This window comes from Pseudomonas sp. St290 (assembly GCF_018325805.1).
GTDB lineage: Bacteria > Pseudomonadota > Gammaproteobacteria > Pseudomonadales > Pseudomonadaceae > Aquipseudomonas > Aquipseudomonas bijieensis.
Window position 1 is genome coordinate 1086767 of sequence record NZ_AP014703.1, and the last position, 14419, is coordinate 1101185.

A 14419-nucleotide genomic window follows, 5' to 3' on the forward strand; every position below is an offset into this window, starting at 1 on the left:
CGCGAGCAGGCTCGCTCCCACAGAGCAGGTGTATCGGAATTTTATGTACACCGAAAATCCACTGTGGGAGCGAGCCTGCTCGCGATAGCGATCTAACGGTCACTCAGATTTCTGATAACTATCGATCACTTCCTGCGCCGCCCGAAACGCATCGATTGCCGCCGGCACGCCCGCATACACCGCGCAATGCAGCAACGCCTCGCGAATCTCTTCCACCGTGCAGCCATTGTTCAGCGCGCCACGTACGTGGCCTTTCAATTCCTGCGGGCATTTGAGGGCGGCGAGGGCGGCCAGGGTGATCAGGCTGCGGGTCTTCAGCGGCAGGCCTTCGCGGCTCCAGACGCTGCCCCAGGCATGTTCGTTGACGAAGTCCTGCAACGGTTGGGTGAATTCGGTGGCGTTGCCCAGGGCGCGGTCGACGAACGCGTCGCCCATGACCTGGCGACGCATGTCCAGGCCGGTCTTTGGAGTGTCGGTCATGGCAAATCCCTCTTGTGGTGTTGGCGGCGCCAGGCGCGCAGGGAGGTGAACAGCAAAAACGCGAGCAGGGTCGGCAGCACATAGAACAGCATCAGCCGTTCCAGTTGGCCGGCCAGGGGCATGCCGGTGGTGAACGCCACCACATGCAGCCCATAGGCCAGGTACAAGCCCAGGAACAGCAGGCCTTCGGCACGGGTGACACGGTAACCGGAATAGAACACCGGCAGGCACAGCACGGCGACGCCGAGCATTACCGGCAGGTCGAAATCCAGGGCGTTGGGCGAGACCGACAATGGCGAGGGTGCCGCCAGGGCGGTCACCCCCAGTACACCCAGCAGGTTGAACAGGTTGCTGCCGATCACGTTGCCCACCGCGATGTCCCGCTGCCCCCGCAGGGCGGCGATCAGCGAGGTGGCGAGTTCCGGCAGTGAGGTACTGACGGCGACGATGGTCAGGCCGATGATTCGCTCCGACAGCCCCAGGTCCGTCGCCACTTCCACCGCCGCACCCAACAGCAGGTGCCCGGCGAAAACCAGCATCGTCAGGCCCGTCACGATCATCGCCAGGCTTTTGGGCCAGGACATCTGCGCCATGTCGATACCCACGGTGTGCGGTCGCGCCGAATGCCGGGACTGGCGCAGCAACAGGCCCAGGTACACCGCCAGGGCCACCAGCAGCCATACGCCGTCCAGTCGGGTCAGTTCTTCGTTCCAGGCCAGCACGAACACCAGCAGGCTGGCACCGATCATCAACGGGATGTCCAGGCGCACCAGTTGGCGCGAAACGCGCAACGGAATGATCAGCGCCGACAGCCCGAGGGTGACGAGGATGTTGAAGATGCTGCTACCGATCACGCTGCCCACGGCGATGTCGGCGTTCTGCGCCAGGGTCGCCTGCAGGCTGACGGCCATTTGCGGCGCACTGCTGCCGAAGGCTACGACGCTCAGGCCGATGATCAGCGGCCGGATTTGCAAGCGTGCCGCCAGGCCCACGGCGGCGCGTACCAGTAGCTCGGCACCGCCGACCAGCAACAGCAGGGCGCCGAACAGTTCGATCAGGCTGAGCAGCGGTAGGGCGGTGAGTAGGGAAATGGCCGGGCTCCGTCTATCAATCGTCGAGGGCTTGCACGCGCACCCGTGCGGTGCCGCTGCGCAACATGCCCAGTTGCTCGGCTGCTTCGCGGGATACGTCGATCAGGCGGCCTCGGGAGTATGGGCCACGGTCGTTGATGCGCACCACCACACTGTTATTGTTGCCCAGGTTGGTGATTTTCACCCGTGTGCCGAACGGCAACTGGCGGTGGGCGGCGGTCAGGCCATTCTGGTTGAAACGCTCGCCGCTGGCGGTGCGCTTGCCGTGGTGTTTTGCACCGTAATAAGAGGCGACGCCGGTCTGGTCGTAGCCGTGTGGATCGACCGTCCCGCTCTGGCTGGCGCAACCGGCCAGCAGGGACAGCAGGGCGCAGGCGCCGAGGAGACGCTTCATGTTCGGGGTTCCCACATCAATGGGGTTGTGGAATGCATTGTGGCGAGGGAGCTTGCTCCCACTGGGGCGCGCAGCGGCCCCCATTTCCGCTGCCGGATTGAGGGGCTGCTGCGCAGCCCAGCGGGAGCAAGCTCCCTCGCCACAGGTGTCCGAGCCAGATACCGGTACTGGCTCCATGGCTATCAGCCCTCGAGCTTGCTTTTGAGCAGTTCGTTGACCTGCTGCGGGTTGGCCTTGCCCTTGGAGGCTTTCATGGCCTGGCCGACGAAGAAGCCGAACATCTTGCCGCGCTTGGCTTCGTCTGCCGCACGGTACTGTTCGACCTGCTCGGCGTTGGCCGCGAGCATTTCATCGAGCACGGCGCTGATCGCACCGGTGTCGGTGACTTGCTTCAGGCCGCGCTTCTCGATGATCTCGTCGGCGCTGCCTTCACCATTGGCCATGGCTTCGAAGACCATCTTGGCGATCTTGCCGGAGATGGTGTTGTCCTTGATCCGCAGCAGCATGCCGCCCAATTGCTCGGCCGAGACCGGCGACTGGTCGATTTCCAGGCCCTGCTTGTTCAACAGGCTGCCCAGCTCCACCATCACCCAGTTGGCCGCCAGCTTGGCGTCGCCGCCGATGCTCACGACTTTCTCGAAGTAATCGGCCTGTTCGCGGCTGGTGGCCAGGACGTTGGCGTCATAGCTCGACAGCCCGAACTGCGCCTGGAAGCGCTCGCGTTTCTGCGGTGGCAGCTCCGGCAGGGTGGCGCGTACATCATTGAGGAACGAGTCCTCGATGACCACCGGCAGCAGGTCCGGATCGGGGAAGTAACGGTAGTCGTTGGCTTCTTCCTTGCTGCGCATCGGACGGGTCTCGTCCTTGTTCGGGTCGTACAGACGGGTCTGCTGGATGACCTTGCCGCCGTCCTCGATCAGTTCGATCTGGCGCTGGATCTCGCTGTTGATCGCCTTCTCGATGAAGCGGAACGAGTTGACGTTCTTGATCTCGCAGCGGGTGCCGAACTCGGCCTGGCCCTTGGGGCGGATCGACACGTTGCAGTCGCAGCGCAGCGAGCCTTCGGCCATGTTGCCGTCGCAGATACCCAGGTAACGCACCAGCGCGTGGATCGCCTTGACGTAGGCCACGGCCTCCTTGGCGCTGCGCATGTCCGGCTCGGAGACGATTTCCAGCAGCGGCGTGCCGGCACGGTTCAGGTCGATGCCGGTGGCGCCGTTGAATTCTTCGTGCAGGCTCTTGCCGGCGTCTTCTTCCAGGTGCGCCCGGGTGATGCCGACGCGCTTGACCGTGCCGTCTTCCAGGGCAATGTCCAGGTGGCCCTTGCCAACGATCGGCAGTTCCATCTGGCTGATCTGGTAGCCCTTGGGCAGGTCCGGGTAGAAGTAGTTCTTGCGGGCGAACACGTTGTGCTGGCCGATCTCGGCGTCAATCGCCAGGCCGAACATCACCGCCATGCGCACCGCTTCGGCGTTGAGCACCGGCAGCACGCCGGGCATGCCCAGGTCGACCAGGCTGGCCTGGGTGTTGGGCTCGGAGCCGAACGTGGTGGAGCTACCGGAAAAGATTTTCGACCGGGTGGTGAGCTGGGTATGAATCTCCAGCCCGATCACGACTTCCCATTGCATGTGTTTCTCCTCAGAAGCCGGTTGGGGTGCGGGTATGCCAGTCAGTGTTCAACTGATACTGGTGGGCCACATTGAGCAGACGACCTTCCTGGAAATACGGTGCGAGCAGCTGTACGCCCACCGGCAGGCCATCGACGAAGCCGGCCGGCATGGACAGGCCCGGCAGCCCCGCGAGGTTGGCGGTGATGGTGTAGACGTCTTCCAGGTACTCGGCGACCGGGTCGCTGTTCTTGGCGCCGAGTTTCCAGGCCGGGTTCGGCGTGGTCGGGCCGAGGATGATGTCGACTTCGTTGAAGGCGGCCATGAAGTCGTTCTTCACCAGGCGGCGGATTTTCTGCGCCTTGAGGTAGTAGGCATCGTAGTAGCCGGCGGACAGCGCGTAGGCGCCGACCATGATCCGGCGCTGCACTTCGGCGCCGAAGCCTTCGCCGCGGGAACGCTTGTACAGGTCGATCAGGTTTTCCGGGTTCTCGCAGCGATAGCCGAAGCGCACGCCGTCGAAGCGCGACAGGTTCGAGGACGCTTCCGCCGGGGCGATCACGTAGTACGCGGGAATTGCGTGCTGCATGTTCGGCAGGCTGATTTCCTTGATGACCGCGCCGAGCTTCTCCAACTCCTTGACGCTATTGTGCACCAGCTCGGCGATGCGCGGGTCGAGACCGGCGCTGAAGTATTCCTTCGGTACGCCGATGCGCAGGCCTTGCAGCGAGCCGTTTAGGCTGGCGCTGTAGTCCGGCACCGGTTCATCGATGCTGGTGGAGTCGTTCGGGTCGAAGCCAGCCATGCCTTGCAGCAGGATCGCGCAGTCTTCGGCAGTGCGCGCCAGCGGGCCACCCTGGTCGAGGCTGGAGGCGTAGGCGATCATGCCCCAGCGCGAGACGCGGCCGTAGGTGGGCTTGAGGCCTGTGAGGTTGGTGAACGCCGCTGGTTGGCGAATCGAGCCGCCGGTGTCGGTGGCGGTAGCGGCTGGCAGCAGGCGCGCGGCCACGGCGGCGGCCGAACCGCCGGACGAACCGCCCGGTACGTGTTCCCGGTTCCACGGGTTCTTGACCGCGCCGTAGTAGCTCGACTCGTTGGCCGAGCCCATGGCGAATTCGTCCATGTTGGTCTTGCCCAGGGTCACGGTGCCGGCGGCGGCCAGCTTGGCGACCACGGTGGCGTCGTACGGTGCCTTGAAGTTGTCGAGCATCTTCGAGCCGCAACTGGTACGGATGCCCTGGGTGCAGAACAGGTCTTTATGGGCGATCGGCGCACCGAGCAGGGCGCCGCTCTCACCGTTGGCGCGCCGGGCGTCGGCGGCCTTGGCCTGGCCCAGGGCCAGCTCTTCGGTGAGGCTGATGAAGCTGTTGAGCTGCGGGTCGAGCTGGGCGATGCGCGCCAGCAGGACCTTGGTCAGTTCTTCGGAGGAAAACTTCTTGTCGGCGAGTCCGCGGGCGATCTCGGCCAGGGTCATGTGATGCATGAGAGGCTCTTTCCCTTTAGTCGATGACTTTCGGAACCAGGTACAGGCCGTTTTCGACCGCTGGTGCGATGGACTGGTAGGCCTCGCGGTGATTGGACTCGGTCACGACGTCGGCGCGCAGGCGCTGGCTGGCTTCCAGTGGGTGAGCCAGTGGTTCGATGCCGTCGGTATTGACCGCCTGCATCTCGTCGACCAGCCCCAGAATGCTGTTCAGGGCAGAAGTGATGTGTGGAAGATCGGCTTCATTGAGGCCCAGACAGGCCAGATGAGCGATTTTTTCCACGTCGGAGCGTTCAAGCGCCATGGGATTCTCCAGTGGAAAACAAAACGGACGCAGTCTGTCCGTGTGTTAGATTGTCGGAACACTACCGCATTTCTACGGCCTTACGGCCGCGATTGTGGGGTTTGGTGCACAGAAAAGCGGCCAATTTAACATATTGGCGCCTTGCCCAAAATCCCTGTCGTTGTTAGAGTTTGCCGCACTTTTTTACCCACGCGTTGCCTAGGGTCCCTTTCCCATGTTCAAGAAACTGCGTGGCATGTTTTCCAGCGATCTCTCCATTGACCTGGGCACTGCCAACACCCTTATTTACGTGCGCGAGCGCGGTATCGTCCTGAATGAACCCTCGGTCGTGGCCATCCGCACCCACGGTAACCAGAAGAGCGTCGTGGCTGTCGGCACCGAAGCCAAGCGCATGCTGGGCCGTACACCGGGCAACATCGCGGCCATTCGTCCGATGAAGGACGGCGTGATCGCCGACTTCAGCGTCTGCGAAAAGATGCTGCAGTACTTCATCAACAAGGTTCACGAAAACAGCTTCCTGCAGCCCAGCCCTCGCGTGCTGATCTGCGTTCCATGCAAGTCCACCCAGGTAGAGCGTCGGGCTATCCGTGAGTCGGCCCTCGGTGCCGGTGCCCGTGAAGTGTTCCTGATCGAAGAACCCATGGCCGCTGCCATCGGTGCCGGTCTGCCGGTGGAAGAAGCCCGTGGCTCGATGGTCGTTGACATCGGTGGCGGTACCACTGAAATCGCGCTGATCTCCCTCAACGGTGTGGTCTATGCCGAATCCGTGCGTGTGGGCGGCGACCGTTTCGACGAAGCGATCATCACTTATGTGCGTCGCAACTACGGCAGCCTGATCGGCGAATCCACCGCCGAGCGTATCAAGCAGGAAATCGGCACGGCCTACCCGGGCGGTGAAGTGCGTGAAGTCGACGTACGCGGCCGTAACCTGGCCGAAGGCGTTCCACGGGCCTTTACCCTCAACTCCAACGAAGTGCTCGAAGCGCTGCAAGAGTCGTTGGCGACCATCGTCCAGGCCGTCAAGAGCGCCCTGGAACAGTCGCCGCCGGAGCTGGCATCGGATATCGCCGAGCGCGGCCTGGTGCTGACCGGTGGTGGCGCACTGCTGCGTGACCTCGACAAACTGCTGGCCCAGGAAACCGGCCTGCCGGTGATCGTGGCCGAAGACCCGTTGACCTGCGTTGCCCGCGGCGGTGGCCGTGCATTGGAAATGATGGACAAGCACACCATGGACCTGCTCTCCAGCGAATAAGTTGGCTGGATCGTCTATGTTGTTCGCTCCCGGGCAGCACTTTGCAGTGCTGCCCGTTGGCGTTTATCTTCTGTCATTCGTATCCAGGCCGGTTTGATGCCGTATGAATAAAGAAAACATTTGCCTGGGAGGAGCGGCCTATTAAACCGCTTTTCGCCAAAGGCCCCTCATTGGGTGTGCGCCTGTTGGTGCTGACCGTGCTATCGGTCGCGCTGATGGTGGTCGATGCCCGTTTCACGGTGCTCAAGCCAGTGCGCAGCCAGATGTCGCTGGTGTTGATGGAATCCTACTGGATCACCGATCTACCGCAGCGGTTGTGGCAAGGTGTGGCCAGTCAGTTTGGCAGCCGGACCGAGCTGGTCGCCGAAAACGAAAAACTCAAGACCGAAAACCTGCTGTTGCAGGGACGCATGCAGAAGCTGGCGGCCCTCACCGAGCAGAACGTTCGGCTGCGCGAGTTGCTCAACTCTTCCGCGCTGGTCAACGAGAAGGTCGAAGTGGCCGAGTTGATCGGCATGGACCCCAACCCCTTCACCCACCGCATCCTGATCAACAAGGGCGAGCGTGACGGTGTGGTCCTCGGCCAGCCGGTGCTCGATGCCCGTGGCCTGATGGGCCAGGTGGTGGAGTTGATGCCTTATACCTCCCGCGTCCTGTTGCTGACCGATACCACCCACAGCATTCCGGTGCAGGTCAACCGCAACGGCCTGCGGGCGATCGCCAGCGGCACCGGCAACCCGGAACGCCTGGAGCTGCGGCACGTGGCCGATACCGCCGACATCAAGGAAGGCGACCTGCTGGTCAGCTCCGGTCTTGGCCAGCGCTTCCCGGCTGGGTATCCGGTGGCGACGGTCAAGGAGGTCATCCATGACTCTGGCCAGCCGTTCGCCATCGTGCGCGCGGTGCCGACGGCGGCCCTGAATCGCAGCCGCTATCTGCTGCTGGTCTTCAGCGATAACCGCACCCCGGAAGAGCGCGCCAACGATGCCGCCGCGGCCCAGGAAGCCCAGGACCGGCAGGGCGGTGAGTCGGTCGCCCCGGCGCCAGCAGTTCCGGCGCCAGTCCCTGCCACCGTGCCAAAACCACAAGCGCCTGCATCGGCTGCACCGGCACCCGCACCCGCGCCGGCCGCTGCACCGGCTACGCCCGCTGTGAAACCGACCCGTTCGAGCACTCACGCGCCGGCGTCCCAGCCTGCCCGGCCCGCCGCCAAGCCGCCAGCCTCCACGCCGGACACCGCGCCAGCCACCAGGGGAGCACGAGAAGAATGAGCAGTACCCAATCCGGTAACGGCTGGATGGTCTGGCTGACCTTCGCCATCGGCCTGTTGCTCAGCGTTTCGCCGCTGCCGCAGTTCATGGAAATCCTGCGCCCACTGTGGCTAGCCCTGTTGCTGGCCTTCTGGGCACTGGCCTTGCCGCACAAGGTCGGCATGGTCACCGCCTGGTGTCTGGGCCTGGCCGAGGATGTGCTCTATGGCACGCTGCTGGGGCAGAACGCGCTGATCCTGACGTTGATCACCTTCCTGGTGCTGTCGCTGCAACAACGCCTGCGAATGTTCCCCATGTGGCAACAGTGCCTGGTGATCCTGGTGATCTTTGGCCTGGCGCAACTGGTGCAACTGTGGCTCAGCGCACTGACCGGCAATCGCCAGCCGACCCTGGCCCTGGTGCTGCCGGCTCTGGTCAGCGCCTTGCTCTGGCCTTGGGTGAGCTTCGGTTTGCGTGGCCTGCGTCTGCGTTTCAAAATCAACTGATTCGGTCAGGCATTGGCCTTGATAGGGAGATGTCTTGATGAAGCCGCTTTACCTCGCCTCAGGCTCACCGCGTCGGCGTGAGCTGCTCACGCAGATCGGCGTACCGTTTACCGCCGTCAGCGCGGACATCGACGAAACTCCCCTGGCTCACGAAACCCCATCGGCTTATGTCGAGCGCCTGGCGCGCGGCAAGGCCGAGGCCGGGCGACGGGCCTTGCGCGCCGATGTGGATGGCTGCGTGCTAGGTGCGGACACCGCCGTGGTGCTGGACGGGCGGATTCTCGGCAAGCCACTGGACCAGGCCGACGCCATGACGATGCTCTTGAGCCTGTCCGGTCGCGAACATGAAGTACTGACTGCCATCGCCATACTGGATGGGCAGCATTGCGAATCTCGCGTGGTGCGCAGCCTGGTGCGCTTTCGTTCGATCACGGAGCAGGAAGCGGCGGCCTACTGGGCCAGTGGCGAACCCCGGGACAAGGCCGGCGGCTATGGCATCCAGGGTTTGGGGGCGGTTTTTGTCGCCGGGCTTGAGGGCAGTTATTCGGCCGTGGTCGGCCTGCCGCTGTGCGAAACCGCAGAACTACTGGGCCATTTCGGCATACCCTGTTGGCAAACCTTGAGCGCGCGCTGAGCGCCGTCTGACTGATGCGGCCATAATCGTGAACATGCCTGAACGAGACCCTGCCATGAGTGAAGAGATCCTGATCAACATCACGCCGATGGAATCGCGCGTGGCGGTGGTTGAAAACGGTGTGCTGCAAGAGGTCCACGTCGAGCGCACGCAAAAGCGTGGCATCGTCGGCAATATCTATAAAGGCAAGGTGGTGCGGGTGCTGCCGGGCATGCAGGCGGCCTTCGTCGATATAGGCCTGGACCGCGCGGCGTTCATCCATGCGTCGGAAATTTCCATGCGCGAAGGGCCGGCCGTGGAGAGCATCAGCGCGCTGGTCCATGAAGGCCAGAGTCTGGTAGTGCAGGTCACCAAGGACCCCATCGGCTCCAAGGGCGCGCGCCTGACCACGCAACTGTCGATTCCGTCGCGCTACCTGGTGTACATGCCGCGCACCGCCCATGTCGGCATTTCCCTGAAAATCGAAGACGAAGCCGAGCGCGAGCGCCTCAAGCAGGTGGTCAGCGACTGCGTGGAAAAAGAAGGCATCAAGGAAGCCGGTGGTTTCATCCTGCGTACCGCCGCCGAAGGGGCCGGGGCCGATGAAATCCTCATGGACATCCGCTACCTGCGCAGGCTCTGGGACCAGATCGCCGCGCAGATCAAGACCATCGCCACCCCCAGCGTGATCTACGAAGACCTGGGCCTGGCGCTACGTACGCTGCGGGATCTGGTCAGCCCCAAGATCGAGAAAATTCGCATCGACTCCCGGGAAACCTTCCAGAAAACCACCCAGTTCGTCGCCGAGCTGATGCCGGAAATCGCCGACCGCCTCGAGCATTACCCTGGCGAGCGACCGATTTTCGATCTGTATGGCGTCGAAGATGAAATCCAGAAAGCCCTGGAACGCAAGGTGCCGCTCAAGTCCGGCGGTTACCTGGTGGTCGATCCGGCCGAAGCCATGAGCACCATCGACGTCAACACCGGGGCGTTCGTCGGCCATCGCAACCTGGAAGAAACCATCTTCAAGACCAACCTGGAAGCCGCCACCGCTATCGCCCGGCAACTGCGCCTGCGTAACCTGGGCGGGATCATCATCATCGACTTCATCGACATGGAAGATGAAGAGCACCAGCGCCAGGTGCTGCGGACCCTGGAAAAACAACTCGAACGCGATCACGCCAAGACCAACATCATCGGGATCACCGAGTTGGGCCTGGTGCAGATGACCCGCAAGCGCACCCGCGAAAGCCTTGAGCAGGTGCTGTGCGAACCGTGCAGCAGTTGCCAGGGCCGCGGCAAGCTCAAGACTCCGGAAACCGTGTGTTACGAAATCTTCCGCGAAATCCTCCGGGAGGCGCGCGCCTACCAGGCGACCGGCTATAGAGTGTTGGCCAACCAGAAAGTGGTCGATCGCCTGCTCGACGAGGAGTCAGGTAATGTCGCGGAGTTGGAAGCATTTATCGGGCGCACGATTCGCTTCCAGGTGGAAACCATGTATTCCCAGGAACAATACGACGTGGTGTTGCTCTGAAGAGCTTGGGAAGCGGCGGGCCCGCGGATTTGATTGTCTTTGCCAGGGGAGCCCACTGACATGGAGCGTCTGACACGCATGATGGCGACGCTGACCCGTTGGGGGCTGGGTCTGTGCGCGCTGCTGTTGGTGCTGCTGGCGTTGTACGTCAGCCTCGGTCGCGAGCTGGTCCCGCTGGTAGCCGAATACCGTGCCGAGGTCGAGACCCGGGCCGGCGCAGCCCTGGGCATGCCCGTGCACATCGGCAGCCTCGACGGTAGCTGGAGCGGCCTGGCGCCGATCCTGGCGGCGCGCGACGTGGTGGTTGGCGAAGGCCCCAACGCCCTGCACCTGGACCAGGTGCGGGCCGTACCTGACCTGTGGGACAGCCTGTTGGCACGTCAGGTGCGCATCGCCCACCTGGAAGTCAGCGGTCTGAAGATCAGCCTCAAGGAGAGCGCCGACGGCAAGTGGGCCCTGGAAGGCTTGCCGGTGCAGGGCGATCAGCCCCTCGATCCGCAGCAATTGCTCGAACGCATGCAAATGGTTTCCAAGCTCTCGGTGCTCGATAGCCAGGTGACCTTGCAACCCGTCGAGCAACCACCGCTGACCCTGACCTACGTCGGCTTGAGTCTGCGCATCGGCGCCACCCGCCAGCGCCTGGATGCCCGCCTGACCCTGCCGGACGGCCAGCCGGTGGCGATCAACCTGCGTACCCGCCTGCGTGCCAGCGACTGGAAGAATGGTCAGGCCGATGCCTACTTGAGCCTGCCGCAAAGCGACTGGTCCAAATGGCTGCCGAAACGCCTGACCCAGCAATGGAATTTCTCCCAGATCAAGGCCGGCGGTGAGTTCTGGCTCAGTTGGGGCGAGGGCACGGTGCAAAGCGCGGCCATGCGCTTGAACGCACCGCAGCTCCAGGGCGCCTACGGCGAACGCAAGCCTGTGCAGATCCACAACCTGGCCCTCAACGGCTATTTCCAGCGCGGCAGCCAAGGGTTCACCGCAACCTTCGATTCCCTGGCGATGAACCTGGGCGAGACCCGCTGGGAATCGCGCCTGCAGCTGCAACAGAGTGCCGCCAGCGAAAAGACCGAGGAGCGCTGGCATCTGCAGGCCGACCGCCTCGACTTGACCCCGCTCACGCCTTTGCTCAATGCCCTGGCACCGCTGCCCGAGGGCCTGGCGACGACCATTGACCGTCTCAAGGTCACCGGTGGCCTGCGCAACGTGTTGCTGGACTACCGGCCGCAGAACACCGGTGACCAGAAAATCAGCTTCGCCACCAACCTGGACACCGTGGGCTTTGATGCCTATCGCGGTGCTCCGGCGGCGCGCAACGTCTCCGGGAGCTTGAGCGGTGACCTGGGCGGCGGCGAGCTGCGCATGGACAGCAAGGATTTTTCCCTGCACCTGGACCCGATCTTCGCCAAGCCCTGGCAGTACCTGCAGGCCAACGCCCGGCTGACCTGGAAGCTCGACAAGCAAGGATTCACCCTGATCGCGCCGTATCTGAAGGTGCTGGGCGAGGAGGGCCGGATTGCCGGCGACTTCCTGATCCGCCTGCATTTCGACCACAGCCAGGAAGACTACATGGACCTGCGGGTCGGCCTGGTGGACGGTGACGGACGCTACACCGCCAAGTACCTGCCGGCGGTCCTCAGCCCGGCGCTGGATGAGTGGCTGCGCACGGCCATCGTCAAGGGCGCGGTGGACGAGGGCTTTTTCCAGTACCAAGGCTCGCTGAATAAAGGTGCCGGGGACGCGGACCGCAGCATCAGCCTGTTTTTCAAGGTGCATGACGCCGAGCTGGCGTTCCAGCCGGGCTGGCCTTCGGTCAGCAAGGTCAGCGGCGATGTCTTCGTCGAAGACAGCGGCGTGCGCATCTTCGCCAGCCAAGGGCAACTGCTCGATACCCAGGTCAAGGATGTGTCGGTGAACATTCCCCATGTGCCGACCGGGCAGAGTTCTCATCTGCTGCTGGACGGCGGGTTCGCCGGAGGGCTGGGCGACGGCCTGAAAATCCTCCAGACGGCACCGATCGGGACCGCCGAGACGTTCGCCGGCTGGGAAGGCGAGGGCGACCTGCAAGGCAGCGTGAAGCTCGATATCCCGCTGGTCAAAGGCGAGCAACCGAAGATCCTGGTGGACTTCGCCACCGACAAGGCCCGCCTCAAGCTCAGCGAACCGGCGTTGGAGCTGACTCAGCTCAAGGGCGATTTCCGCTTCGACAGCAACAAGGGCTTGAGCGGCAAGGGCATCAGCGCCCGGGCATTCGACCGGCCTGTGACCGCGCAGATTTTCGCTGAGGGCCGTGCCGGCGCGCTCAATACGCGGGTCGCTGCGTCCGGGCAGGTGGAGATCAAGAAACTCAGCAGTTGGCTGAATGTCACCCAGCCGTTGCCGGTATCCGGTGTCGTGCCCTACCAGTTGCAAGTAATCCTCGACGGTGCCGACAGCCAGTTGTCGGTCAGTTCCAACCTCAAGGGCGTGGCCGTCGACCTGCCGGCACCTTTTGGCATGGCCGCCGATGTCGGGCGTGACACGGTGTTTCGCATGACCCTGCAAGGGCCGGAGCGGCGTTATTGGGTCGATTATGGCGACCTGGCCAGCTTCACTTACGCTGCACCGAGCGGGAAAATCGCCGACGGTCGCGGCGAGTTGTTGCTGGGTGCCGGTGATGCGGTCCTGCCTGGGGCCAAGGGGTTGCGACTGCGCGGCAAACTGTCGGAACTGGACGTAAGCCCGTGGCAGGACCTGGTGAACAAGTACGCCGGTCAGGATCCGGGCGGCAGCGCCAAGCAACTGCTCAGCAGCGTCGATCTGAGCGTCGGCAAGCTCACGGCCATGGGCACCACCCTGGACCAGGCGTCGGTGCAACTGGACCGCAAGCCGGACGCCTGGGCCTTGCGCCTCGACAGCCAGCAGGCCAAGGGCAACGTCAGCCTGCCGGATGCGAAGGCCGCCCCGATTGGTATCAAGCTTGATTATGTTCGCCTGCCAGCCACGGACCCGACGGTCCAGGCGGATGAAAACGCACCGGACCCGTTGGCGTCGGTCGATCCCGGGAAAATCCCGGCCATGGATATTGCCATCGACCAATTGTTCCAGGGCCCCGATCTTATCGGTGCGTGGTCGTTGAAAGTGCGCCCGACCGCCAAGGGCATCGCGCTGAACAATCTGGACATGGGCCTCAAGGGCATGGTGTTGAACGGCAGTGGCGGCTGGGAAGGCGTGCCCGGTTCCACCAGCAGTTGGTACAAGGGCCGTATCAGCGGCAAGAACCTGGGCGATGTGCTCAAGGGCTGGGGCTTTGCCCCGAGCGTGACCAGCCAGGAATTCCGCCTGGATGTCGATGGTCGCTGGCCCGGTTCGCCGGCGTGGGTTGCCACCAAGCGCTTTTCCGGCAGCCTCGACGCGTCGCTGAGCAAGGGCCAGTTCGTCGAAGTCGAAGGCAGCGCCCAGGCGTTGCGGGTATTTGGCCTGCTGAACTTCAACTCCATCGGCCGACGCTTGCGCCTGGACTTCTCCGACCTGTTCGGCAAGGGCTTGAGCTACGATCGGGTCAAGGGGCTGCTGGTGGCGAGCGACGGTGTATACGTAACCCGCGAACCCATTACCCTGACCGGGCCGTCGAGCAACCTGGAACTCAACGGCACGCTGGACATGGTGGCCGACCGGGTCGACGCCAAGCTGCTGGTGACGCTGCCGGTGACCAACAACCTGCCGATCGCCGCGCTGATCGTTGGCGCACCGGCGGTGGGTGGGGCGCTGTTTCTGATCGACAAACTGATCGGTGACCGCGTCGCGCGATTTGCCAGCGTAAGATACGACGTCAAGGGGCCGTGGAAAGAGCCGAAGATCACCTTCGACAAGCCGTTCTGACAGTTCGACGCCAACCCCCTTGTGGGAGCGGGCCTGTGGGA

General features: G+C 63.5%; 12 protein-coding genes. 6 read left to right on the plus strand and 6 right to left on the minus strand.

Features of this window, described 5'->3' with window-relative positions:
* Positions 1-99: 99 nt before the first annotated feature.
* The 6 genes from PBDP_RS04565 to gatC form a co-directional block, all read right to left on the minus strand.
* Positions 100-480 (minus strand): carboxymuconolactone decarboxylase family protein, encoded by a 381-nt coding sequence (locus PBDP_RS04565; RefSeq protein ID WP_212801883.1) that lies wholly within the window; start codon positions 478-480, stop codon positions 100-102.
* Positions 477-1538, minus strand: coding sequence for a calcium/sodium antiporter (locus PBDP_RS04570; RefSeq protein ID WP_109753534.1), 1062 nt, complete (start codon positions 1536-1538; stop codon positions 477-479). Before PBDP_RS04570 ends, PBDP_RS04565 begins: the two co-directional genes overlap by 4 nt.
* Positions 1539-1587: 49 nt before the next feature.
* A complete protein-coding gene (locus tag PBDP_RS04575; RefSeq protein WP_109753719.1) occupies positions 1588-1965 on the minus strand; it encodes a septal ring lytic transglycosylase RlpA family protein in 378 nt (125 codons plus the stop codon).
* Between the two features lie 182 nt (positions 1966-2147).
* The gene (gene gatB / locus PBDP_RS04580; protein ID WP_109753535.1) at positions 2148-3593 is read right to left on the minus strand and encodes an Asp-tRNA(Asn)/Glu-tRNA(Gln) amidotransferase subunit GatB; all 1446 of its coding nucleotides are present in this window, start codon (positions 3591-3593) and stop codon (positions 2148-2150) included.
* Between the two features lie 10 nt (positions 3594-3603).
* Positions 3604-5055 carry an Asp-tRNA(Asn)/Glu-tRNA(Gln) amidotransferase subunit GatA gene (gatA, locus tag PBDP_RS04585; RefSeq protein WP_116834172.1) on the minus strand — a complete coding sequence of 484 codons (1452 nt, stop codon included), beginning with the start codon at positions 5053-5055 and terminating at the stop codon, positions 3604-3606.
* A 16-nt stretch (positions 5056-5071) separates the two neighbouring features.
* Complete coding sequence (gene gatC, locus PBDP_RS04590; protein WP_003197816.1) at positions 5072-5359, minus strand: Asp-tRNA(Asn)/Glu-tRNA(Gln) amidotransferase subunit GatC; 288 nt, start codon at positions 5357-5359, stop codon at positions 5072-5074.
* A gap of 214 nt (positions 5360-5573) precedes the next feature.
* Here gatC and mreB point away from each other — a divergent pair, with 214 nt between their 5' ends.
* The 6 genes from mreB (at position 5574) to PBDP_RS04620 (ending at position 14378) form a co-directional block, all read left to right on the plus strand.
* Complete coding sequence (gene mreB, locus PBDP_RS04595; protein WP_002555108.1) at positions 5574-6611, plus strand: rod shape-determining protein MreB; 1038 nt, start codon at positions 5574-5576, stop codon at positions 6609-6611.
* Between the two features lie 140 nt (positions 6612-6751).
* A complete protein-coding gene (gene mreC, locus PBDP_RS04600; protein WP_116834173.1) occupies positions 6752-7882 on the plus strand; it encodes a rod shape-determining protein MreC in 1131 nt (376 codons plus the stop codon).
* Positions 7879-8367: a rod shape-determining protein MreD gene (gene mreD / locus PBDP_RS04605; RefSeq protein ID WP_003197820.1), complete on the plus strand. Its 489-nt coding sequence runs from the start codon at positions 7879-7881 to the stop codon at positions 8365-8367. The genes mreC and mreD overlap by 4 nt, the downstream gene beginning before the upstream one ends.
* A gap of 37 nt (positions 8368-8404) precedes the next feature.
* Positions 8405-9001, plus strand: a complete 597-nt coding sequence (locus PBDP_RS04610) for a Maf family protein (RefSeq protein WP_109753538.1) — start codon at positions 8405-8407, stop codon at positions 8999-9001.
* Positions 9002-9056: 55 nt separating this feature from the next.
* Positions 9057-10514 carry a ribonuclease G gene (gene rng, locus PBDP_RS04615; RefSeq protein ID WP_018613976.1) on the plus strand — a complete coding sequence of 486 codons (1458 nt, stop codon included), beginning with the start codon at positions 9057-9059 and terminating at the stop codon, positions 10512-10514.
* Between the two features lie 60 nt (positions 10515-10574).
* The gene (locus PBDP_RS04620; protein ID WP_163855307.1) at positions 10575-14378 is read left to right on the plus strand and encodes a YhdP family protein; all 3804 of its coding nucleotides are present in this window, start codon (positions 10575-10577) and stop codon (positions 14376-14378) included.
* The last annotated feature ends 41 nt before the right edge of the window (positions 14379-14419 follow it).